Source organism: Thioalkalivibrio denitrificans (genome assembly GCF_002000365.1).
In the GTDB taxonomy this organism is placed as follows: Bacteria; Pseudomonadota; Gammaproteobacteria; order Ectothiorhodospirales; family Ectothiorhodospiraceae; genus Thioalkalivibrio_A; species Thioalkalivibrio_A denitrificans.
The window spans coordinates 35790-59474 of record NZ_MVBK01000044.1; the positions used below are offsets into that span (position 1 = coordinate 35790).

At 66.0% G+C, this 23685-nt stretch carries 19 protein-coding genes and 1 pseudogene; 11 read left to right on the top strand and 9 right to left on the bottom strand.

The window, feature by feature from the left end; all coding sequences use genetic code 11:
- Positions 1–45: 45 nt before the first annotated feature.
- The 4 genes from mltB to ppa all read right to left on the bottom strand — a co-directional run bounded on the left by mltB (position 46) and on the right by ppa (position 4730).
- A complete protein-coding gene (mltB, locus tag B1C78_RS07955; RefSeq protein ID WP_077278628.1) occupies positions 46–1077 on the bottom strand; it encodes a lytic murein transglycosylase B in 1032 nt (343 codons plus the stop codon).
- Positions 1074–2159: a rod shape-determining protein RodA gene (rodA, locus tag B1C78_RS07960; RefSeq protein WP_077278629.1), complete on the bottom strand. Its 1086-nt coding sequence runs from the start codon at positions 2157–2159 to the stop codon at positions 1074–1076. Before rodA ends, mltB begins: the two co-directional genes overlap by 4 nt.
- Entirely contained in the window at positions 2159–4012 is a 1854-nt protein-coding gene (mrdA, locus tag B1C78_RS07965; RefSeq protein ID WP_077278630.1) for a penicillin-binding protein 2, read from the bottom strand. Before mrdA ends, rodA begins: the two co-directional genes overlap by 1 nt.
- A 181-nt stretch (positions 4013–4193) precedes the next feature.
- The gene (gene ppa, locus B1C78_RS07970) at positions 4194–4730 is read right to left on the bottom strand and encodes an inorganic diphosphatase (protein ID WP_077278631.1); all 537 of its coding nucleotides are present in this window, start codon (positions 4728–4730) and stop codon (positions 4194–4196) included.
- A gap of 265 nt (positions 4731–4995) precedes the next feature.
- On the opposite strand from ppa, the pseudogene B1C78_RS17820 reads away from it, so the two are divergent.
- The 10 genes and pseudogenes from B1C78_RS17820 to B1C78_RS08020 form a co-directional block, all read left to right on the top strand.
- Positions 4996–5619: pseudogene (locus B1C78_RS17820) on the top strand (adenylate kinase); the annotation flags it as partial.
- A gap of 869 nt (positions 5620–6488) precedes the next feature.
- Complete coding sequence (locus tag B1C78_RS07980; protein ID WP_245795365.1) at positions 6489–8699, top strand: LPS-assembly protein LptD; 2211 nt, start codon at positions 6489–6491, stop codon at positions 8697–8699.
- Positions 8692–10014 carry a peptidylprolyl isomerase gene (locus B1C78_RS07985; RefSeq protein ID WP_077278634.1) on the top strand — a complete coding sequence of 441 codons (1323 nt, stop codon included), beginning with the start codon at positions 8692–8694 and terminating at the stop codon, positions 10012–10014. The genes B1C78_RS07980 and B1C78_RS07985 overlap by 8 nt, the downstream gene beginning before the upstream one ends.
- A 323-nt stretch (positions 10015–10337) precedes the next feature.
- Positions 10338–11327 carry a 4-hydroxythreonine-4-phosphate dehydrogenase PdxA gene (gene pdxA, locus B1C78_RS07990; protein ID WP_077278635.1) on the top strand — a complete coding sequence of 330 codons (990 nt, stop codon included), beginning with the start codon at positions 10338–10340 and terminating at the stop codon, positions 11325–11327.
- A gap of 59 nt (positions 11328–11386) precedes the next feature.
- Positions 11387–11710, top strand: coding sequence for a DUF4156 domain-containing protein (locus B1C78_RS07995; protein ID WP_077278636.1), 324 nt, complete (start codon positions 11387–11389; stop codon positions 11708–11710).
- Positions 11711–11724: 14 nt separating this feature from the next.
- Positions 11725–12516 (top strand): 16S rRNA (adenine(1518)-N(6)/adenine(1519)-N(6))-dimethyltransferase RsmA, encoded by a 792-nt coding sequence (rsmA, locus tag B1C78_RS08000; RefSeq protein ID WP_077278637.1) that lies wholly within the window; start codon positions 11725–11727, stop codon positions 12514–12516.
- A gap of 272 nt (positions 12517–12788) precedes the next feature.
- Positions 12789–13802: a glucokinase gene (glk, locus tag B1C78_RS08005; protein WP_077278638.1), complete on the top strand. Its 1014-nt coding sequence runs from the start codon at positions 12789–12791 to the stop codon at positions 13800–13802.
- Between the two features lie 114 nt (positions 13803–13916).
- Positions 13917–14315 carry a Co2+/Mg2+ efflux protein ApaG gene (gene apaG / locus B1C78_RS08010; RefSeq protein ID WP_077278639.1) on the top strand — a complete coding sequence of 133 codons (399 nt, stop codon included), beginning with the start codon at positions 13917–13919 and terminating at the stop codon, positions 14313–14315.
- A gap of 189 nt (positions 14316–14504) precedes the next feature.
- A complete protein-coding gene (locus tag B1C78_RS08015; protein WP_077278640.1) occupies positions 14505–15113 on the top strand; it encodes a class I SAM-dependent methyltransferase in 609 nt (202 codons plus the stop codon).
- 149 nt (positions 15114–15262) lie between these two features.
- Positions 15263–16075: a symmetrical bis(5'-nucleosyl)-tetraphosphatase gene (locus B1C78_RS08020; protein WP_077278641.1), complete on the top strand. Its 813-nt coding sequence runs from the start codon at positions 15263–15265 to the stop codon at positions 16073–16075.
- Positions 16076–16087: 12 nt separating this feature from the next.
- Here B1C78_RS08020 and B1C78_RS08025 read toward each other — a convergent pair whose 3' ends face one another.
- The 5 genes from B1C78_RS08025 to B1C78_RS08045 all read right to left on the bottom strand — a co-directional run bounded on the left by B1C78_RS08025 (position 16088) and on the right by B1C78_RS08045 (position 22830).
- Positions 16088–16852, bottom strand: a complete 765-nt coding sequence (locus B1C78_RS08025) for a lysophospholipid acyltransferase family protein (RefSeq protein WP_077278642.1) — start codon at positions 16850–16852, stop codon at positions 16088–16090.
- 184 nt (positions 16853–17036) lie between these two features.
- Complete coding sequence (locus B1C78_RS08030) at positions 17037–17450, bottom strand: rhodanese-like domain-containing protein (protein ID WP_425443966.1); 414 nt, start codon at positions 17448–17450, stop codon at positions 17037–17039.
- A 242-nt stretch (positions 17451–17692) separates the two neighbouring features.
- Positions 17693–20653, bottom strand: a complete 2961-nt coding sequence (locus tag B1C78_RS08035; protein WP_077278689.1) for a molybdopterin-dependent oxidoreductase — start codon at positions 20651–20653, stop codon at positions 17693–17695.
- Positions 20654–20655: 2 nt separating this feature from the next.
- On the bottom strand, positions 20656–21486 hold the full coding sequence (locus B1C78_RS08040; RefSeq protein WP_077278644.1) for a hypothetical protein: 831 nt from the start codon (positions 21484–21486) through the stop codon (positions 20656–20658).
- A 354-nt stretch (positions 21487–21840) separates the two neighbouring features.
- A complete protein-coding gene (locus B1C78_RS08045; protein ID WP_245795366.1) occupies positions 21841–22830 on the bottom strand; it encodes a cytochrome-c peroxidase in 990 nt (329 codons plus the stop codon).
- A gap of 147 nt (positions 22831–22977) precedes the next feature.
- On the opposite strand from B1C78_RS08045, the gene B1C78_RS08050 reads away from it, so the two are divergent.
- On the top strand, positions 22978–23643 hold the full coding sequence (locus B1C78_RS08050) for a trimeric intracellular cation channel family protein (RefSeq protein WP_077278645.1): 666 nt from the start codon (positions 22978–22980) through the stop codon (positions 23641–23643).
- Positions 23644–23685 lie beyond the last annotated feature (42 nt).

Below are 23685 nucleotides of genomic sequence, written 5' to 3' on the forward strand. Positions count from 1 at the left end.
TCCGGCCTTTGAATCTTGAATATTGAATCTTGAATCATCTCCTTTTCAGTTGCTCTTCGCCCGGCTGATCTCCTCGGCCAGCAGGTACACGACCTTCGCATACAGCGGGCTTCGATTGTAGCGGGTGATGACGTAGAAATTCGGATAACCGAGCCACACTTCGCGGCCTTCCTCGGTCTGGAGTTCGATGAGCGAGAAGCGCCCGTCCTCCGGCACGGAATCCACCGGCGTGACGCCGTGACGCGCCAGATCCTCCAGGCTGTGTCGGGCCTGGAAGCCGCCGCCCATGAGCTGGCGGTAGTCGTCACCCTCGGCCCGGGCACGTGCCACTACGGGTTCACCGTAGTTCCAGCCGTGGCGACGGAAGTAATTTGCCACACTGCCGATGGCATCCGCCCAGGAACCGATCAGGTCACGTCGGCCGTCGCCGCTGAAGTCCACCGCATACTCCCTGTAGCTGGAGGAGATGAACTGGCCCCGTCCCATGGCGCCCGCATAGGATCCGCGAGTCTCCTGGAGATCCAGGCCCTCCTCGCGCGCCAGACGCAGGAAGTGGGCAAGCTCCGAGCGGAAGAACCGCGAACGGGGCGGATAGTCGAATCCCAGCGTGACCAGTGAATCGAGCACCCGGAAACCGCCCTGGTTGCGGCCGTAGAAGGTCTCCACGCCGATGATGGAGACGATGATTGACGCCTCGACGTCGAACTCCTCTTCTGCGCGCGCAAGCAGCGACTCGTTCTCGGCCCAGAAACGTGCGCCTCCCTCGATGCGCTGATCGGTGAGAAAGATGGGGTGATAGCGATACCAGGGTCGCGCCTCCGCCGGCGCGGAGATCAGATCCAGCACCCGCTGCTGGGGCTGTACCTCCCGGAACAGCGCCTCAAGCTGCCGCCGCTCGAATCCTTCCGAGACCATCTCGTCGATGAACTGCTGCACCGACTCCCGCTCCAGATAGGGCGGGTCGCCGGCGACGAAGGCGGGTCGGGCATGGGCGAGGCCCGCGAAGATACAGGCCAGTACAAGCGAGGCGAACAGGGTTCGCACAAGCCGCGCGAAGCGGCGGCGGTGGGGACTCATCGGGCCAGCAACCTCCGATGGGAATTGATTGACATGAGAATACCGAATGCCGCCATCAGGGTCACCATGGACGTGCCACCGTAACTCACCAGCGGCAGGGGCACGCCCACCACCGGCAAGAGCCCGGTGACCATTCCCGTATTGACGAACAGGTACACGAAGAACGTCAGCGCGATGGACCCCGCCAGCAGCCGGTCATAGGCCTCCTGGGCCCTCACGGCGATGTGGAGCCCGCGCAGGATCACCACCAGGTACAACGTCAGCATGAGCAGCACGCCCAGCAGGCCGAACTCCTCGGCATAGACGGCGAAGATGAAGTCGGTGGAACGTTCCGGCAGAAATTCCAGCTGCGACTGCGTGCCGTTGAGCCACCCCTTGCCGTAGAGTCCGCCGGAGCCGATGGCGATCTTGGACTGGATGATGTGATAACCGGCCCCCAGTGGATCGCTCTCCGGGTTGAGCAGCGTCAGCACCCGCTGACGCTGGTACTCACGCATGAAGTGCCAGAGGATCGGCGCACCCACCAGCGCGAGCCCGCCAAGGCCCATGAGGATGCGCCAACGGAGCCCGGCCAGGAAGATCACCAGCAGACCCGCGCTGCCCACCAGCAGCGCCGTGCCGAGATCCGGCTGGCGGGCGATCAGCAGCACCGGGATCACGGCCAGCACGCAGGCCACGATCACCTCGAACAACCTGGGCGGCAACGTGCGGTCGGCGAGATACCAGGCCACCATCATGGGCACCGCCAGCTTCATGATCTCCGAAGGCTGGAAGCGGATGAATCCGAGGTCCAGCCAGCGCTGGGCGCCCTTGCCCATCTCGCCCGTCAACATGACCAGCACCAGCATGCCGATACCGGCCGCGTAAAGCCAGGGGCTCCAGCGCTGCAGGTTGCGGGCCGGGATCTGCGCCATGAACAAGAGCACCAGCAGCGCAAGCGCCAGCCGGGTGCCCTGCCGATACACAGTATCCAGGCTCTCGCCACTGGCGCTGTACAGCGCCACGAACCCCAGCGAGGCAAGCATCAGCAACCCGCCCAGCAGGGTCATGTCCAGATGCAGGGCCCGCACCAGCGTACGCATCAGAGTTCCCGCTCCACCAGGAAGTAATCCATCACCTGACGGGCGATGGGGGCCGCCACGCGGCCGCCGCTGCCGCCGTGCTCGGCGATCACCGCCACGGCGATGCTGGGGTCCTCGGCCGGCGCGAAGGCGATGAACAGGGCGTGGTCACGCAGGTGCTTCTCCAGAGTCTCCTCGTCGTATTCCTCGTCTTCAGCGAGACCGAACACCTGGGATGTCCCGGTCTTGCCCGCCATGGTGTACTGCAGGCCCCGGCCGATGGACCAGTAAGCGGTGCCGTTGCTGCGATGGACACTGTTGATCATGGGCTGCACCACCTGATCCCAGTGGGCGGGATTGCGCAACTCGACGGTGGAATTCTCGGCCGGCTCGCGATGCAGCAGTTCACCGCTGTCGCGGTCGATGATGCCGCGCAGCACATGGGGCTGCACCCGCTGACCGCGGGTCGCGAGTGTGCTCGCCACCGATGCCAGCTGCAGGGGTGTCGTCAGCATGTAGCCCTGCCCGATGGCGGTGATGAGCGTCTCGCCCGGGAACCAGGGCATGTTCTGGGTGGCCCGCTTCCATTCCCGGCTGGGCAGCAGCCCCGCGCGTTCCCCCGTGGTGTCGATGCCCGTCCGCTGCCCCAGCCCGAACTTGCCCAGGAACGGCGACATGCGGTCGATGCCGAGCCGGTAGCCCAGGTCATAGAAATACACGTCTGAGGACTGGGCGATGGCCCGGTCCAGATCCACCAGGCCGTGCCCCTCGCGCCGCCAGTCGCGGTAACGCCGGTCGTCGTTGGGCAGCATGTAGTAGCCCCTGGCGTACATGGTCCGGGCAGCGGTGGTGACATCGTTCTCGAGCCCGGCCAGCCCGACGACCGGCTTGAGCGTCGACCCCGGCGGATACTGCCCGGACAACGCCCGGTTGAACAGGGGCTGGTGGCGATGTTCGCGCAGGGCATTGAACACCGTTGCCGGAATCCCGTGCACGAACAGGTTCGGATCGTAGGCCGGCTTGCTGACCAGGGCCAGCACCTCGCCGCTCCTGGGGTCCATGACCACCACCGCGCCGTTGCGCCCGTCAAGCGCATTCCAGGCCGCGGTCTGCAGGCCCGCGTCCAGGGTCAGGACCACGTCCTGTCCCGGCTCGGGCGGCTTGCGCTCCAGGACGCGCAGCACGCGACCCTGGGCATTGACCTCCACCTGCTGATGGCCCACCTGGCCGTGCAGCACATCTTCATAGAAGCGTTCCACGCCCACCTTGCCGATGTGGGTGGTCCCGCTGTATCGGCGCCGGTCCAGGCGCGCCAGCTCCCGCTCGTCGATGCGCCCCACGTAACCCACCACGTGGGCAAACCACTCGCCCTGCGGATAGTGGCGCGCCAGACGCGCCTGGATGTCCACGCCGGGAAACCGGTGCCGGTTCACCGCGAACAGCGCCACTTCCTCGTCGCTGATGTTGAGCTTCAGGGGGACGGCCTGGAAAGGCCGCTTGCGGCGCAGCTCGCGGCGGAAGCGGGCGATGTCCGCTTCCTCCAGCGACACCAGTTCCGACACTTCCTCGAGGGTCGCCTCCAGGTCCGGGACCTGCTCGAGCGTCACCTCGAGCTGATAAGAAGGCCGGTTCTCGGCCAGCACGACGCCGTTGCGGTCGTAGATCAGGCCGCGCGGCGGCGGCACCGCCTCGATGCGCACGCGGTTGTTCTGGGACAGGGTGGTGAAATGCGAGTAACTGACGACCTGCAGGTAGACGAGACGGCTGACGAGCAAGCCGAACAACAGCACCAGCATCACGAGGATGATGATGACCCGCACGAAAAACAGGCGTTGCTCCTGCTGGTGATTCTTGATCGCCTGTCGAACGGACATGAACGTCTACATACCTGTTAAAGCCCGTGGGGGCTCGCCGCCGGGGGCGGGGATCCACCTCAAGGGTCCGATCCCATCATGATCCGCCGCCTGTTTCAATGTGGCCACACCGGCCATCCGGGCCGCCGCACCGGCTGTCAGGGTTTGCGCACGGCGCCGTGCCCAAGGCCCCCGGGGCGTCTCAGACCTTGCTCTTCTGGTAACGCTTCTCACCCGCCACCAGTTCGGCCTTGGCCTCGTCTGCGCCGGCCCATTCCTCCACCCTGACCCACTTGTCGGGCTCGAGCTGCTTGTACTGCTCGAAGAAGTGGGTGATCTGGGCCAGCATGTCCATGGGCAGATCCGAGGGCGACTGCACGTTGCTGAAGCGGCTGTGCAACTTGTCCACGGGCACCGCCAGCACCTTGACGTCCGGACCGGCCTCGTCGGTCATCTTGAGCATCCCCACCGGGCGGCAGCGGATCACCGAGCCGGCGATCACCGGCACGGGGGTCACCACCAGCACGTCCACCGGATCCCCGTCCTCGGCCAGGGTATTGGGCACGAACCCGTAGTTACACGGGTAGAACATGGCGGTATTCATGAAGCGGTCCACGATCAGGGCGCCGCTCTCCTTGTCCAGCTCGTACTTGACGGGATAGTCGTGGGACGGGATTTCGATCACCACGTTGATGTCGTCTGGCAGGTTCTCGCCTGCCGTGATCTTGTCCAGGTTCATACGGTTGTCGTTTCCCGGGGAAGTCGGTTTGCAGGGAAGCCACCCGGTTCAGAGGTGTGTGTCGATGCCGGGGGCGCATGGTTCGGCAGGCACCGGTACCTGCCGTACGGGGCCGGCACGGCGCATTATAGCGGCTTGACGCACGGCGCACAGCCGCTTCCGGCGCCCTTGCGCGGCAATGGGCAAGCAGGTATAAGACTCGCCCAAACACATGAAAAAAATGTCTGAATTCAGGCCAATGACACCAATCCGGGGGATATGAGACATGCGTATCGTGCTGCTGGGTGCGCCGGGGTCCGGCAAGGGGACGCAGGCCAAACTGCTGGTCGAGCGCTACCGAATCCCCCAGATATCCACCGGCGACCTGCTGCGGGCCGCCGTTTCCACCGGGACGGCCCTGGGTCAGCAGGCCAAGGCCGCCATGGACTCGGGCCAGCTGGTACCCGACGAGATCGTCCTGGGCATGATCCGCGAACGCCTGTCCCTGCCTGACGCCGACAACGGCTTCATCCTCGACGGATTTCCCCGCAACCTCTCCCAGGCCGAAGCCCTGGACCGCATGCTCGAGGAGATGGGCAGGCCCCTGGACGGCGTACTGCTCATCGACGTGGATTTCGACATCCTCATGCAGCGCCTCAGCGGCCGCCTGACCTGCGAGTCCTGCGGGGCCGTATTCAACAGTTACACCAAGCCGCCCCGCCATGACGGCGTGTGCGACATGTGCGGGGGCAACCTGCACCACCGTGCCGACGACAACGAGGAGACCATCAGCAACCGGCTCCGGGTGTACGAGGCCCAGACCAAGCCCGTGGCCGGCTATTATGAGTCCCGCGGGGCACTCCAGACGGTGGACGGCGAGGGGGAGATCGGGCGGATCTTCGACTCGGTGGTGGCATCCGCCGAGCGGCTGTTGGAAGGGGCCAAGACCCGCGCCGCAGCGGCCCCGCCACCGCCAAGGCGCCGAAGCGCCAGCGCCGTAAAACGGGCCGTGGAGGCCCACAAGGCCAAGGCCGCGGCAAAGAAGAAGGCCGCCGAGAAGGAAGCGAAGGCCGACAGCGCCAAGGCGGATGACGCAAAGAAAGCCGCGGCAGCCACGGGCAAGCAGGCCGCAACCGGGAAGAAGGCTGCCAAGAAGACGGCGAAGAAGGCCGCTCCCAAGAAGAAGGCCGCGGCAAAGAAGAAGGTCGCGGTGAAGAAGAAGGCCGGCGCCAAGAAAGAGGCCGTGAAGAAGACTGCGAAGAAGGCGGCCCCGAAGAAAAAGGCCGCGGTGAAGAAGAAAGCCGCCCCGAAGAAGAAGGTAGTCAGGAAAACCGCGAAGAAGGCTGGCCCGAAGAAAAAGGCCGCGGCGAAGAAGAAGGGCGCAGGGAAAGCGCCAGCTCGGAAGAAGGCTGCAGCAAAGAAGAAACCCGCCCGCAAGGCTGCACCGAAGAAGAAGGCCGGTGCAGCGAGGAAACCGGCGAAGAAGACCGCACCGAAGAAGGCCGCGCCAAAGAAGAAGGCAGGCCCAGGGAAGAAGACCGCGAAGAAGGCGCCCAAGAAGGCCCCGGCCCGGAAGAAGACCGGAGGCGCGAAACGCGCACCTGCCCGGAAACGGGCCCGGCGCTGAAGGCCCGGCACCGCGGACCGTGCACGGCCCCTTCACCGGGGCCGTTGCTTTTCCCGGACCGGATAGCGCGGCAGTGAAGCAGACCAGGGTCATCGACGCATTCTCGGCATGGCGCCGGGGAGCGGCCGCAACGATTCTCGGGAATCTGGCGCTTGAGCACGGTACTACGCACATTGTCCGGCTTTGCCCTTGCCGCGCTCGCCGGAGCCGCTGCGGCCTCCGACCCTGACCCCTGGGCCCTGTGCCGGCCGGACCCGACCCCCGCCCATACGCCTGCCAGCCCGGCAGGGGACCTGAGCATCCACCTGATCGCGGACGAGGCCCGGGTGGACAGGGCCGGCATGTCCGTATTCCGCGGCGACGCGGTGCTCTCCAGGGACGGCCGATCCCTGTTCGCGGACGAACTGCGCTTCCACGAAGTGCGCGGTTACGCCGAGGCCGAGGGCAACGTGGTTCTGGACGACGGCGAGCTGCGCATGGAGAGCCACCAGGGCCATCTGTACCTGGAATCCCAGGAAGGCGCCTTCGAGAGCGCCGTCTACCGGTACCGCCCCATGCACGCCCGGGGCGAGGCGAGCGAGGTGCTGCGCCTCGGGCCCGGCCAGATGCGCTTCACCGATGCCACCTACACCACCTGCGAACCGGACAGGGACGACTGGATACTGCGGGCCCGCCGCGTGGACCTGGACCAGGAGACCGGCCGGGGCAGCGCCCGCAACGTGTCGCTGCGCTTCAAGCGCGTGCCCCTGTTCTACACGCCCTACATCACCTTCCCGATCGACGACCGGCGCAAGTCCGGCTTCCTGTACCCGGAGTTCGGCAGTTCCGACGAGTCGGGGTTCGACCTGGCTGTGCCCTACTACTTGAACATCGCCCCCCACCGGGACGCCACCATCACGCCGCGGTTCCTGGGCGATCGCGGCCTGCTGGCAGGCGGCGAGTTCCGTTACCTCAACCCCCGCAGCCACGGACAGGTGAACCTGGAGTACCTGGACGACCGGGTCTACGGGGAGGAGCGCGGTGCGCTGTCATTCACCCACAGGGGCAATCCCTTCGAGCGCACCACGGTGGACGTCTCGGTGAACACCGTCTCCGATGCCGAGTACCTGTCGGACCTGGGCGGAACGCTGGACCTGTCCAGCACCACCCACCTGGAGAACCGCGCCGACCTGCGTTACAGGGGCGAGAACTGGAGCCTGTTGACCCGGCTGCAGGGTTACCAGACCGTCGATCCCGCCATCCCCTCGGAGTCCCGCCCCTACCAGCGCCTGCCCCAGGTGCTGTTGCGCACTGACCCGACAACGATGCCCGGGGGCCTGGAGACGGACCTGCGGGCGGAATGGGTCGCCTTCGAGCGCAGCGACACGCTCACCGGGCAGCGCCTGGACCTGATGCCCGCCGTGCGTCTGCCCATGCGCCGCGCCTACGGATTTCTGGAACCGCAGATCAAGTACCGCTACACCGGCTACCAGCTCTCCGACACCGAGCCCGGGCAAGACACCACGCCGGACCGGGCCGTGCCCATCGTGAGTCTGGACAGCGGGCTGTTCTTCGATCGCCCCATGGGGGGCGAACGCATGCAGACCCTGGAGCCGCGCCTGTACTACCTCTACGTGCCGCACCGGGACCAGGATGAACTGCCGCTGTTCGATACCGGCCGCGTGGACTTCAGCTTCGACCAGCTGTTTCGCGACACCCGCTTCACCGGGGCCGACCGGGTCGGTGACGCCAACCAGCTGACCCTGGCACTCACCAGCCGGGTGATCAATATGCAGAGCGGCGAGGAACGCTTCAGGGTCAGCGGCGGGCAGATTCTGTATTTCGACGACCGCCGGGTCACCCTCGCCCCGGGCGCCGACCCCGACACCCGGGGCAGCTCCAGCCTGGTGGCGGAGGCTGCGCTGCGCATGGCGCGCCACTGGTACACCAGCACGGCCGTGCAATGGGACCCCCACCGGGAACAAACGGAACTGGCCACGGCCCAATTGCAGTACCGCGGCCCGGGGCGTCGCATTGCCAACCTGGGCTATCGCCTGCGCGAGGACCCCCTGCGTCCGGACCGGGATCTGGAGCAGGTGGACGTCTCCGCCGCCTGGCCCCTGTCGACCCGCTGGGACGCCGTCGGACGCTACAACTACAGCCTGCGTGACAACCGGGATGTGGAAATCCTGGCGGGGCTGGAGTACGAAAGCTGCTGCTGGCGCGCCCGGGTGGTGGCGCGCCGATATCTGACGACGAGCGAGGATCGCGAGTACAATAACGCCATCCATTTCCAGCTGATCCTCAAGGGCCTGGCGGGCCTCGGCACCAACCTGGGGGATCTGCTGGGCGAAAGCATTCGAGGTTTCGAGAGCCATGACTGAACTCCGTACGCTCCTCACCGGCCTGCTCCTGGGGCTTGCCCTGTGGCCCCTGGTGGGGGCTGCGCAAACCGTCGACGATATGGTGCTCGATCGCATCGTCGCCGTGGTGGAGAACGACGTGATCATGCGCAGCGAACTGGATTACCGGCTGGACCAGGTGCACCAGCAGATCCGCGCCCGCGGCAACCAGCCGCCCCCGGACGACGTACTGGTCCCGCAGGTCATGGAACGGCTGGTGATCGAGCGCCTTCAGCTGCAGCGTGCATCCGAAATGGGGATCCGTATTGACGACATCACGCTCAACGAGGCGATGGAGAACATCGCCCGCGAGAACCGCATGAACCTGCCCCAGTTCCGCGAGGCCCTGGTGAGGGAAGGCATCGACTTCCAGCGTTTTCGCGAGCAGATCCGCGACGAGATGACCATCAGCCAGTTGCGCCGCCGCGTGGTGGACAACCGCATCCAGATCAGCGAGCAGGAGATCGACGACCTGATCGCCAGTGAGACCGGCGCCATCGACCGGGACGTGGAATACCGCATCAGCCACATCCTGATTCCGCTGGCCGAGGGCGCCACACCCCCCGAGATCCAGGCGGCCCGCGAGCGGGCCGAGGCCGTGCGCAAGCAGGCGCTGGCCGAGGGTCAGGATTTCTCCGAACTGGCGCTGAGTGAATCCGGGGGCCAGCAGGCGCTGGAAGGCGGCGACCTGGGCTGGCGATCCGCCGCCCAGGTGCCCACCGTGTTCGCCCGCAGCGTGGTGCTCATGCGTGAAGGCGACGTGAGCGAGGTCATCCGGTCGCCGTCCGGCTTCCACATCGTCAAGCTCGAGGGCCGCCGTGGCGGCGAGCGGGCGCAGATCACCCAGACCCATGCACGGCACATCCTCGTGTCGCCCACGGCGGTGCTCAGTGACGAACGCGCCCGGGAACGCCTGGAGTCGCTGCGCCAGCGCATCCGCATGGGCGACGAGTTCGAGGATCTTGCCCGGGCGCACTCGGACGACCGGGGCAGCGCCATGCGTGGCGGCGATCTCGGGTGGGTTGACCCCGGCGACCTGGTACCCGCCTTCGAAGAGGTGATGGACAGGCTGCCTCCCGGGGAGGTGAGTGAGCCCTTCCGCACACAGTTCGGCTGGCACATCGTCGAGGTCCTGGACCGACGCCAGTACGACAGCTCCCGCCAGCTCATGCGTGCCCAGGCGCGCGAGATCATCCGCGACCGCAAGCGCGAGGACGAGACCGAGCTGTGGCTGCGCCGCCTGCGCGACGAGTCCTACGTGGAGATGCGCCTGGAGACCCGGATCAGCGGCCTGTAACAGGCACGGGCTCTGGTGGCGTTGGTCATCCGGTCTATTAGCCACAGAGGGCACAGAGGTCACAGAGAAAAAAGAGTTTCTCTCGCAAAGAGCGCAAAGGACGCAAAGAAAACCGAACGATTCACACGGCGCCCCGTGGGCGCCGCCGGACCGTCATCCGATCGATGTCGGCGGGCGCAGCCCGCCCTGTGGAATTTCTTGGCGTGCTTGGCGCTCTTTGCGAGAGAAAGATCCTTTCTCTGTGACCTCTGTGACCTCTGTGGCTAAAGAACACCAAAACCCCGGACCAGTGATCCCCATCCTGAAATCCTGAACTTCATGCCATGACCGCCACGTTTCGCATCGCCATCACGCCCGGTGAGCCGGCCGGTATCGGCCCTGACCTGGTGATCATGGCCGCGCAGACGGCGGGCGAGGCGCAACGGGTGGTGATTTCGGATCCGGAGTTGCTGACCTCGCGGGCGAGGATGCTCGGCCTGGACCTGTCGATCCGGGAATTCGATCCGGGCCTGCCGCCGCTGCCCGATCCGCCGGGTGTGCTGTCGGTCCTGCCCTGCCCGTTGCGCGCGCCGGTGCGTGCGGGTCACCTGGAGCCCACCAATGCGCGGCACGTGTTGTCCATGCTGGAACAGGCCGTGGACGGCTGCCTGGACGGGCGGTTCGCGGCCATGGTCACCGGGCCGGTGCACAAGGGGGTCATCAACGACGCGGGCATACCGTTCACCGGACACACGGAGTTCCTGGCGGCACGCTCCGGGGCCGAACTGCCCGTCATGCTGCTGGCCGCCGGCGACCTGCGCGTGGCCCTGGCCACGACGCACCTGCCGCTGCGCGCCGTGAGCGACGCCATTACCGGGCCGCTGCTGGAGCAGACCCTGCGCATACTGGACGCGGACCTGCGCCGGCGCTTCGGCATTCAGGCGCCCCGGATACTGGTCTGCGGTCTGAATCCGCACGCCGGAGAGGGCGGACATCTGGGCCGGGAGGAGATCGAGATCATCACCCCCGCCCTGGACCGCCTGCGTGCACAGGGACTTCGCCTTGAAGGCCCGCTGCCCGCCGATACCCTGTTCACACCCCGGCACCTGGAACACGCGGACGCCGTGCTGGCCATGTACCATGATCAGGGACTGCCCGTGCTCAAGCACGCCGGCTTCGGCCGAGCGGTCAACATCACGCTGGGTCTGCCGCTGATCCGGACCTCGGTGGATCACGGTACGGCCCTGGATCTGGCGGGCACGGGACGGGCCGAGGCGGGCAGCCTCGCGCAGGCCGAGGCGCTGGCCGTTGCACTGGCAGCCGCGCAGCACTGAGCACCTGCCCCGGGACACCTCGACTCACCCATTGTTCGACAACAACCAAGGAGAAGAACATGACAGCCACGCCTTTGCGTCTGACCGCCATTCTGGCCGGCAGCCTTGCCCTGGGGGCGTGCACGTTCGTGCCCGTCACCTCGGAGGGCGAGCAGGTGCGCGTCGCCACCAGCGCCGATGTCCAGGGCTGCGAGCGCCTGGGCCACACCACGGTGACCATCCGCGAGCGCATCGGCGTCGTGCGCCGCCCGCCGGAGAAACTTGCCGAGGAGGCTGAAGCCACCGCGCGCAACGCTGCGGCCACCGACTGGAACGCCAACGTCATTGTGCCCCGCGGCCCGCTACAGGACGGACGCCAGGTCTACGACGTCTATCGCTGCTGAGAAGCGCCGTCCGCGTGCACGCACACCGGCCCCGCAAGCGCTTCGGGCAGCATTTCCTCCACGATGCCGCCGTCATCGCGAAGATGGTGTCGGCCATCGCGCCCCGGGCACAGGACACGCTGGTGGAGATCGGCCCGGGCCTCGGCGCCCTCACCCTGCCCCTGCTGGCCCGGGTCGGGCGGCTGCACGTGGTGGAACTGGATCGCGACGTCATCCCGCGACTGCAGGAACGCTGCCGCGAGGCGGGCGAACTGATTGTTCATTCCGCCGACGCCCTGCGCTTCGACTTCGCGGCGCTGGCGCCGCCGCGGGGCCGGCTGCGCGTGGTGGGCAACCTGCCCTACAACATCTCCACACCCCTGATCTTTCACCTGCTCGAGGCAAGTCACGCGATCGCGGACATGCATTTCCTGCTGCAGAAGGAGGTGGTCGACCGGCTGGTCGCCGCTCCGGGCAGCGGTGAGTACGGCAGGCTCAGCGTGATGGTCCAGTATCGCTGCCGCACCGAGGCACTGTTTCGAGTCGGCCCCGGTGCCTTCAACCCGCCGCCGAAGGTGGATTCCGCCTACGTGCGGCTGGTGCCCCTGGACACCCCGCCTCACCCGGCACGCGACGAGACACTGTTCGCCGCCCTGGTCAACCAGGCCTTCACGCAGCGGCGCAAGACCCTGCGCAATGCCGTGCGCCACCTGGCCGACGCAGACACGATCCGGGCCGCCGGCATCAACCCCGGCGCCCGAGCCGAAACACTGGGCGTGAAGCAGTTCGCTGATCTTGCCAACCTCATCGCTGAGAGACACGCCTGACGCGGGTGGGTCCCGGGGTGCGGCGTGTGAGAAAGCGAACCGCGAAGGCCGCGAAGGTATGCGCGAAGGACACGAAGGTTTTTCCATCAAGAGCAGTTCCTTCGCGTACTTCGCGCATACCTTCGCGCACCTTCGCGGTTCGCTTTTGCGGCAGTCGTCCGATCACAAGAGAAAGGCTCGGGCGTTATACTGACCATACCCACCCCAACCGGGGGACTTCACATGAGTAACGACAACCGGATCAGGGCCCGGGAACGCCGGCTGGAGACCCCGTGAACCTGCTGGCCGCTGATGTGGGTGGAACGAAGACGCTGTTCATGCTGGCCACGCATGGGCCCGGGGGGTTTTCGTTCGGTGAACCGCTGCGCTTCGACAGTGGCACCTACCCGGACTTCGAGACCATGGCCGGCGCCTTTCTGGACCAATCCGGAGTGGCCGCCGGTCAATTGCGCGCCGCCTGCCTGGCTGTCGCCGGACCGGTGGAGCAGCTGGCGGATGGGCAACGGCGCGCACGGCTTACCAACCTGCCCTGGACGCTGGACTCGGAACGGCTTTCCCGCCGTCTCGGGATTCCGGCGGTCGCGCTGATCAATGATTTCGAGGGGATCGCCCACAGTCTGCCCGTCCTGGCACCCGCCGCGCTGGCGACGCTTCAGGCGGGAGTACCCGACTCCGGGGCCCCCGTCCTGCTTGTGGGCGCGGGTACCGGCTTCGGGGTATGCACGATCTGCCCGAGGGACGGGGCGGTATTGCCGGGCGAAGGCGGTCACGCAGGATTCGCGCCCAGCGACCCGCAACAGGCTCGGCTCTGGCAATTCGTTGCCGGGGAGACGGGGCGCTGTACCCGCGAGCACCTGCTCAGCGGCAGCGGCATCGGTCGCATCGCGGCATTCCTGCAGGCCGAGGGACAGACGCCGGGCGAGGCCCTGGCCGGGGCCATGCAGCGGGAGGATCCGGCGGCCGCGCTGACACGCTTCGCGCTCAATGGCGAGGATCCGTTCGCGCGACAGACCCTGACCCTGTTCGTGCGCATCTATGGCGCCCAGACCGGCGACCTGGCGCTGGCCACACTGCCCGCCGGGGGCGTGTACGTGGCGGGCGGCATCGCCCCGCGTATCCTGCCGCTGATGCAGAACGGCGACTTCCTGACCGCCTTCATGCACAAGCCGCCCATGACACAGTTGATGCGGCGCTTTCCCGTGCATGTCATCACCGACACCCACGCCGGCCTGCTGGGCGCCGCGCGCCACGCCGCGAGACAAGCCGGAGAGGCAGGTGCACCTTGAATCTTGAATCTTGAATCTTGAATCTTAAACCTCGATTTTCCCTGTGCCCATTTTCCTCCGCCCTCCCGTTGCGGCAAGATAGTTGCCTCACCCCGGAAGGCCTCCCCGACCGACATGACCGACAACACACACAGCCACAGTGAAGACCACGACATCCGCGTAGACGTGGAAACCGCCTACGTGCCGGAGCAGTCCGATCCGGATCAGTCGCGATACGTGTTCGCATACACCGTCACCATCCGGAACGAAGGCCGTGTCCCCGCGAAGCTGCTCACACGCCACTGGGTCATCAACGACTCCAACGGCAAGGTGCAGGAAGTGCGCGGCGAGGGCGTGGTGGGGGAGCAACCCCACCTCAAGCCCGGCGAGGGCTTCCAGTACACCAGCGGCACCATGATCGAAACCCCCGTGGGCACCATGCAGGGCAGCTACCAGATGCGCGGCGACGACGGCGTGGACTTCGACGCGGAGATCCCGCCGTTCATGCTGTCCATGCCACGCGTTCTCCACTGACGTGAAGTGAGAAGTGTGAATTGGGAAGTGAGAATCAGGAAGAGCGAAGACCCCTTGGTTACTCCCTCTCCCTCAGGGAGAGGGTTGGGGTGAGGGTGGTTTCCATTCGCACTTCCCAATTCCAACTTCCCACTTCAATACGCACTTCCCAATTCACACTTCGCACTTCGCACCTGGCGCTCCCACGTCGTGTCCCTTAAACACACCTACACCCTCTGGTCCCCCATCTACGATCTGTTCGTGGATCGCGCCACGCGCGGTGCGCGCAGGCGAAGCATTGCGCGTCTGGGGGACGTGGGCGGACAGACGATCCTGCTTCCCGGGATCGGCTCCGGCCTCGACATCCCCTTTCTGCCCGGCGGTGCGCGTTATCACGGGCTGGACCTGACGCCGGCGATGCTCGAACGGGCCCGCCGTCGCGCCGACGCCGCAGACATGGAGATCGAACTGCGGGTCGGGGACGCCATGGACCTGCCCTACGAGGACGGGCGCTTCGACACGGTCATCCTGCACCTCATTCTGGCCGTGGTGCCACGACCACCCCATGCGCTCTCGGAATCCGTCCGCGTATTGCGCCCGGGAGGCCGCTTGCTCATCCTCGACAAGTTCCTGCGTCCCGGGCAACGCGCACCCCTGCGGCGCATGATCAACCCGCTCATCAGCCGCCTGGCCACACGCACGGACGTGGTGTTCGAGGACCTGCTCGCCCGGCACCCCGACCTGCGCGTCATCGAGGACAGCCCCGCACTGGCCGGCGGGTGGTTCAGGCACATCGTGCTGCGCAAGGATGAAGGATGAAGGCTGAAGGCTGAAGGCTGAAGGCTGAAGGCTGAAGGCTGAAGGCAAGAGGATGATTCAATGCCGATGCCGGATCTCGCGGGTAGACACGACTTGCTGATGCCGTTCATCCTTCATCCTTCATCCTTCATCCTTCATCCTTGAATCTCATGCCTGTTTACGCCGTTGGAGACCTGCAGGGCTGCCTCGATCCGCTCAAGCGGTTGATGGAGCGGGTGCGTTTCGATCCCGCCGCGGACCGGTTGTGGTTGGTCGGAGACCTGGTCAACCGGGGTCTGCAGTCACTGGAGACACTGCGTTTCGTTCGCGATCTCGGGGATGTTGCCATCACGGTGCTGGGCAATCATGACCTGCATCTGCTGGCGATCCACAACGGCGTGCACAAGGTGCGGCGCCGGGACACGGTGGAACCGATCCTGAACGCACCGGACCGCGATGCACTCATGGACTGGCTGCGTCACCGGCCCCTGATGCATCACGATCCGCAACTGCACTGGACCATGGTACACGCAGGGCTGCCGCCGCAGTGGGATCTCGAGACCGCGCGCGGCTGTGCCTCGGAAGTGGAGGCCGTGCTGCGCGGCGAGGAACACCGGCTGTTTCTGGAACGCATGTACGGCGATGAACCGGACCTCTGGTCGCCGGCCCTGGAAGGCTGGGAGCGCCTGCGCTTCATCACCAACTGCTTCACGCGCCTGCGCTACTGCACCGCCGACGGCCACGTGGACATGGAGTACAAAGGGGCACCCGGGGGCCAACTGCCGCACCTGATGCCCTGGTACGCGGTGCCCGGACGCAAGAGCGCCGGCCAACGCATCGTGTTCGGCCACTGGTCGACGCTGGGGCTCTACGAGGGCGATGATGTGCTGGCCCTGGATACCGGCTGCGTGTGGGGTCAGACGTTGACCCTGGCGCGGCTGGACGCGGAGGATCCTGAAACGGTTCAGGTTCGGTGTGATTGAAAGCGGCCGGTTTCATGCCCGCTCCGCGGATCGTTCGTCGCCCACCACCACCGCACGCACCGCCGCTCGAGCATCGTCGGCCAGACCTCGGCGATCCCGCCCTTCCACACCAATGATCGGAAGAAAAGTCACCTCTACCTCAAGGCGCGGTTCGGCCAGCACACGCAAGGCATGATGCAAGAGCACCGCGTTGTCGATGAACGGCGCGGGACTGGGCCGTCCATCGGGAGTAGGCAGGTAGCGGATGGCAACGGGCTGCACGGGACAACCCACTTCCTGGGCAGCAGCCAGCAGACGCGGATGAAAGCGGCGCACGTCGCTGCCGTCGCTGGTGGTGGCCTCGGCGAACACATGCACGCGGCGCCCCAGGCGCAGGTCCTGCTCTATGCGCCGAATCACCTCGGTAGTGCCGTGCGCGCCCCGCTCGATGTAGCGGGTGCCGCTCGCCGTCGCGAACCAGCCGACCACCGGCCAGCCTCGTACTTCCGCCTTGGAGAGGAAACCCATGGAGGCGATGCCGCCCAGGACCGGAATATCCAGCCAGGACACATGATTGGACAGCAGCAGCACGGCACCGGGGGCCGGCGCACCGCGCACGTGTACGCGGACACCCGCGATGCGCGCCACGCGACCAAGCCACCACCGCACCGCGCGCTCAAACCGCCCGACGGGCACACCGTCGCGGCGCTGTCGCCCGACGGCGAGCACAATCACGCAACCGGTCACGATATGGACCACGATGAGCAACAGTCTGAAACCGACCCGCAACCACTTCATGTCCGCACCTCTGAAATACTGAAGGAGGAAGGGGGGAAGGAAACCACCCCTCCCCGGCCCTCCCCATGAGGGGAGGGGGATCAGAGGTTACACTCCGGCTTCTTCCTTCATTCTTCAGCCTTCAGCCTTCAGCCTTCAGCCTTCAGCTGTCTGCTATCTGCTGTCTGCTGTCTGCTGTCTGCATTCAGGGAAGCGACCCCGCATACGCACCCTGTGCCACCGGGTATTCCTCGGCTTCCCACATCTTCATGCCGCCGGCGAGGCTGCGTACGTCCGAAAAGCCCAGTTGCTGCAGCGTGTCGGCTGCCATGGCGGAGCGTCCGCCGGTACCGCACACCAGCACCACCAGACGCTCGCGGGCCGAGTACAGGGCCTCGATGCGGTGCGGCGTGTTGGGATCCGAGGCCGCCTCCAGCAAACCGCGGGGCACCAGCACGCTGTCCGGAATGTGTCCCTTCTCGTACTCGTAGGGCTCGCGCACATCGACAATCACTACGTCCTGCCCGCTTTCCAGGGATTCGTGAAGGTCATCGGCGCCGATCTCCCGGATTCGCTGGCGGGCCGTCTGTACGAGATCACTCATGGTCTGGGTCATGATTTCTCCGTCAATGCTTTGATCATGCAGGTCACGACTGATGGCCCCATGCACATCACGTGCGGGGCACACCGATCAATGGCGCAGGTATTGTACGGCAGGTGGCCCGGAGGGCCGAAGGCGGAGACAACCCGGGCACAGTCATTCGCGGCGAGGGCGCCGCTCCTGCCGTGTGCCAGAAGCCCCGCCTCAGCGGAAAATCGGCGGCCGAAGCAGTAGGCCCGTGAGACATGCGGGACACGACACTACTTCGGCACCACCCGGCAGAGATAGGTCTTCAGGTTGGAATGATCCGACACGGGATCCCGCTGTCGCGAGTCGGTCAGGAAATTCACGGACTTCCAGGGATGGAAGGGCTGGCTGGCGTCCCAGCCGATAGGCACGAACACCGCGTCCTCCCGGATGCCGGGATAGATCCAGGCCCTGGCCTGTACTCCGCCCCGGACCGTTTCCACCGTGACCTCCTGTCCATCCCGGATGCCCAGTCGCTTCGCCTTGGCGGGATGGATCTGAACGTAAAGGTCCGGCCACATCTCCTGCGCCTGCCAGGCGTAATGGGTCCAGGAATGGAAGTGGGGTGCGGGCGGGCGCCCCGTAATCAGTTCCGTGTCATACCCCTGCGCCGCGAGTGCCCGGGCCGGCGCTTCGCCATCCGGTGGCGCGATCTCCACGGGCATCGTGTAGACGTGGCCCTTTGCGAAGGGATTGCGCACAGGAGAGGCGTCTATGCCGCGTGGCCTGACATACGGCAGATCCACCAGTTGCTCGGCGTCGGTGTAGAACTCCGGCAACGCCGAAAGACCCAGCATCCCGAACCGGGCGTCCAGGGCCTCCGTCCAGAACTCCAGCTTTCCACTGGGTGTGGGGAAGCGATGGTCCTCCGGGTGTCCGGTTGCCGTGGTGCCCTCCAGATGCAGCGTCTCGATCTCCGGTGCACCCTCGTCCACCAGCGGCGTGCGTACCCAGCGCCATGGCACCGAGTGCAACCGCTCCTGGGTGCAGCCGCGCATCCACACATGGTCGATGCACATCTCGTCCCAGAAGCGGCCGCTGTCCTTGTGTTCCTCCTTCAGCACATCATCGAAACCAAAGCGCTTGCCCAGTTCGATCCAGATCCAGCCGTCCGGTTTCGCCTTGCCGGGCGGTTCGACCACCTTGTCGATCCAGATCACGCGACGATCCTCGCTGGCCCGTCCGATCTCGCCCTTCTCCACGCCGGTGGCCGCGGGCAGGATGTAGTCTGCGTAGGCGCTGGTCTCGTTCCGGAACAACTCGATGTGCACCAGCAGATCCAGTGCCTCGAAGGCCTCGCGTACCCCGGCCTGGTTCGGCCAGGCCGTGAGCGGATTGTTCGCGGTGATGAGCGCCCGCATGGGATAGGGATCACCGCTGATCATGGCGTCCAGCCAGCCCGTCGGGTTTGTGGCGGCCATGGGCTTTTCCACGGCAGCCCGGCGTGCCTCCGGGGCGTTGGCGATGACCGGGGACGGCGTGCCGTAGTTGAAGTATGTGCCCCCCTTGCGCCCCATGTTGCCGGTGATGGCCGCAAGGAACAGCAGCGTGCGGTTGGTCTGGGTGCCGTTGCTGTGCTGGTTGAGGCCGCGGGCGCCGAAGATCACGCAGCCGTCCGCCGCGGCGATCTCCTCGGCCAGATCCCGGATGGCCTGTTCCTCGATGCCCGTGATCGGTGCGGCCCAGGCGGGCGAGTAACCGCGCGCCAGGATGTGATCACGCCATTCGCGCCAGCCCAGCACCCAGTCGTCGCAGAACCTCCCGTCGTGCAGGTCGGCATCCAGAATGTGATACGCGAGCGCCAGGGCCAGCGCCATGTCCGTGCCCGTGCGAATGGGCAGCCAAAGATCGGCCTTGCTGGCGGTCACCGTGAGCCGGGGGTCGACGACGATCATGCGTGCGCCGTTTTTGAGCCGCCAGTCGTTGATCATGCCGAAATGCACCGGGCGCGATTCCGCCTGGTTGTCGCCCATGTACACGTAGAGTTCCGCGCTGCCCAGATCGCCGGGCGTGTAGCTGTTGCCGCTGCCGGGGATGCCCACGGTGGCCTCGAAGGCCACGTTCTTGGACTCGGAGCAGAACGCCTCGGTGTCGGCAAAGTTGGGCGTGCCCCACATCTGCGCGAACAGCCGGATATAGCCCTTGCGCGTGAGCGTGCCCGTACGGGTGCCGGCAAAGATGCCCAGGGCCTCGGGGCCGTGCGCGGCACGGATGGCAGACAGCCGGGCGGCGATCTCGTCCAGGGCCTGGTCCCAACCGATGGGCTCGAAGCGCCCCTCGCCTCGCGCGCCCATCCGCTTCAGCGGCCGCGTCAGCCGATCCTTGCTGTTGTAGAGCTGAAGCAGAAACTGCGACTTGGGGCAGACCTTGCCCCGCCACAGCGGATCCGCCTCGTTGCCAGTCACGCGCACAACGCGGCCATCCTTCAGGTGATACTGCGTCGGGCAGCAGTTGAAGCAGATGTTGCAGCCGCCGGGCACCACCGCATCAGGCTGGCGATCGGACCGCTTCAGGCGAAACGGGAAGATCACCGACCCCGGCTCGAGCTTCGCCCTGCGCGCCGGATCGTCCACCACGGCGGGGCGGCACCGGCCCGCAAGGGAGAAACCGTCCGCCTCCGCGTGCGGTTCGGCCCGCCGCGTGCTGTTCGGCCGGTCCCGCAGCCGTTCCAGGAAGATGTTGGAGGGTCCGAGCAGAAAGGCGTCGTGATCCACCCTGCGGCGGCCCTCCCCGGCCGCCCGCTCCAGGAGATCGTCGCGGGCTCCGAACGCGATGGCCTCGGCGGGGCAGACTGTGGCACAGGCCGGTCTCAATCCTTCAGCCCGACGCTCGCTGCACAGATCGCACTTGACCGCGTGATGGTCCACGGGATCGTAGCCCATGGCGCCGTAGGGGCAGGCCACCACGCATTCACCGCAGCCGGTGCAGCGGGATTCGTCCACGGTCACGACGCCAGTCTCCGGATCCTTGCGGATAGCCTTGGGGTGGACCGGGCAGGCGCGCAGGCAGGCAGGGCGCTCACAGTGCTGGCAGGAGAGCGTCAGGAAATCCAGTCCCGGTTCGTTCTCGCGACCCAGCCACACGACCCGGTTGCGGTTCTCGCCCGGCCCCAGGCCGTGCTCGGCCTTGCAGGCCGCCTCGCAACTCTTGCAGCCGATACAACGCTCCAGGTCGATCATCAATGCCAGTTGCATGATCACGTACCGCCCAGGTGCCACCAGTAGACCTCGCCGTCACCGGCCACGTAACCGGGCAGAAAAGTCACCAGCGCCGCATGGGTGAGCAGGGCGATCAGAAACGCCCAGGCAAGCAGGATATGCAGCAGGCGCCACCACGCCTGCACGGGCGGAACCGAGGCCCGCTGCCCGGTGAGTCTTGCCTCCTTGAGCGCCAGCCGCTGGTAGGCCAGAGACAAGCGGGGGGCGCGGATCCAGTGATGTAGTGTCACGGAAAACAGTGCCTCCTGCGCCTGCGGATCGAGTCGTTGCAGGAGCGACGCCTTCTGCCGGATGATGTCCCGGATCTCCTCCTTCAGGTGGGCCGGAACAGGCCGGAAGGCCGCCGACTTGCTGCCGAAGGTGGCCGCCATGGGTGCGGACAGACGCACCCGCCCGATGAAACCCGTCACGACCAGCAGGACCAGACAGAACACGATGAACAGGGGCGGCCCCCGGAAGCCGGCGAAAGCATGGATGGCCACGAGGAAAATGCCTGCCGTACTTGCGATCACGTGAATCACGTACAGTCGGTTCGGCACCGCACTGAGACCGGTGCGCTTGCCCAGCCAGAAGGCGAATGGCGACAAGAGCATGAGGGAGCCAACGATCGCCGCCGACTGCAACATCGGCGACCCGGGTCGATGCCAGGCCTCCGGCAGGAACGGTTTGAGCAGCAGATAGGCCACCAGCCCTATGCACAGTCCGGCCACCAGCCGGATCAAGACGCGATCCGACAGGTCGGGCCGCTCGGGAGCGAGTTGATGACTGTCGCCTGCACTTGCCGGCAATGCGGTTTCCTTCAGGGGCATTCGCAAACGAACCTCCGGGCGAGCCCCTCGAGTCTACATTGTAGGCTTACGCGTCACCAACGTTCGGGTCTGATGGTTGAATTCGCCCTCGGTGGCCTCGCAGGGCGTCACAGCACTGTGTTCTCGCGAAGACGCGAAGCCCGCCAAGAACCCCAAAAGGATCTTTTTCCAGAAGACGTTTTACTTTGCGTACTTCGCGCCTTTGCGAGAGAAAACTGCGTTTGTCCTTACTTCGTGTGCTTCGTGGTTAGACAGCTTTCCGTGTAAAGAAAACGGGGCAGCACAAGGCTGCCCCGTCCTTGGACCCGGGAACCGGAAGCGTGCGACGCCCCGGGTCCCGGTCTGCGGCCTGTCTTACGGCAGGGCCGGGAAGGCAAACTCCGGCATGTCGCCCGTCAGTGCGTGCATGAAGGCCACCATGTCGGCCACCTCGTCGTCCGGCAGGTCCAGATTGAGCATCTCGCGGCCCATCACCCGGATTGCCTCGTCCAGCGTGGCCACCTGCCCGTTGTTGAAGTAGGGATAGGTCACTGCCACGTTGCGCAGGGTCGGGGTGCGGAATGCATGACGGTCATGTTCCTCGCCGGTCACCAGGTAGCGGCCGAGGTCCGTGGAACCCGGAACCTGGATGCGGTGGAACTGGCTGTCGCTGAGCGCCGGTCCACGGTGGCAGGCGACGCAGCCCCGGTCCACGAAGGCACGCATGCCGCGTTTTTGCTTGTCGGTCAGCGCCTGCTCGTCACCGGCCAGGTAGCGATCCAGCGGTGAGTTGGGGGTCAGCAGCGTGCGCTGGAAGGATGCCAGGGCCTTGGCCACGTTATCGGCCTTGATGGGGTCGTCACCGCCAAACACCTCGGCGAACATCTCCTGGTACACATCGAATTCCTTCAGACGCTGCACGGCCTCGTCCAGGGGCATGGCCATCTCGATATCCGCTTCGATGGGCCCCAGGGCCTGCTCTTCCAGGGTGGCGGCACGACCGTCCCAGAACTGCGCCTCCAGCAGCGCGGCATTGAGCACCGTGGGGGTCTTGCGCTCGCCCACCTGTCCCATATGACCCACCGCCAGCGGGATACGATCGGCAAAACCCAGTGCCGGATTGTGGCAGGTGGCACAGCTGATGATGCCGCTCGCCGAGATGCGCGGCTCGAAGAACAGCATCTTGCCCAGCTCGATCTTTACCGGGGTCTGCGTATTGTCCGCCGGGATCGGGGCGATGGAGGGAATCGGCTCGAACATCTCCTTGTAACGTGCCATATCATGGCTATCCGCCACGGCAGCGTTGCCAAAGGACAGGCCCAGTGCGAGGCCGGCTGCCAGTGTCAGGGATTGCTTGAGTTTCATGGGAGACTCCTGCGGGTTGATGGAAAAACATGGTTTGAAATCTGGACTTAGACTAGCTCCAGATTGCGGTCACCCACTTGATCGAGATCAACCCAATTCCCTAAAACGCATACGGATTAATCCGCCCATTTTCCTCAGGAATCGCCCATGCTGCCTCCCGCCGACACCTTCACCCTGCCCATGTACTTCGACCTCGGCGCCGTGTTCGTCTTTGCGCTGTCCGGGGTCGTTGTCGCCATTCGCAAGGGCTACGACATCGTGGGCATGTTCTTCCTGGCGCTGGCCACCGGGGCCGGCGGGGGGCTCATACGCGACGGGCTGTTCCTGCAGCAGGGCCCGCCTCTGTTCGCGACCAACCCGGAGTACCTGGGGGCGATCGCGGTGGCCACCGGAGTGGGCCTGTTGTTCGGGGATCACGCCTTTTTCAACCGGCGCGGCGTGGCCATCATCGATGCCGCCGGCATCGGCGGATTCGCGGTGGTGGGGATTGAGCTCTCGCTGGCCGCCGGACTGAGCATCCCGACAGCGCTGCTGGTGGGCGTCATCAACGGGGTCGGCGGCAGCGTGATCCGGGATGTGCTGGCCGGTGATCCGCCCCTGATCCTGAGACCGGGCCAGTTCTACGCGCTGGCCGTGCTCGGCGGCTGCGCCTGCTACATGGCCATGACCCAGTGGCTGGGCCTGGCCGTTGCGCTCGCCGGCTGGCTCACCGTGCTGATCACCTTCGCCATCCGCATGCTCTCCATCGAGTTCAACTGGAGCACCCGCCCGGTCAACCGCGAAGGCTGGATCCGGTTCCTCAAACGCAGGTAGGAGGAAAAGGCGTCTTACCACGAAGCACACGAAGGGCACGAA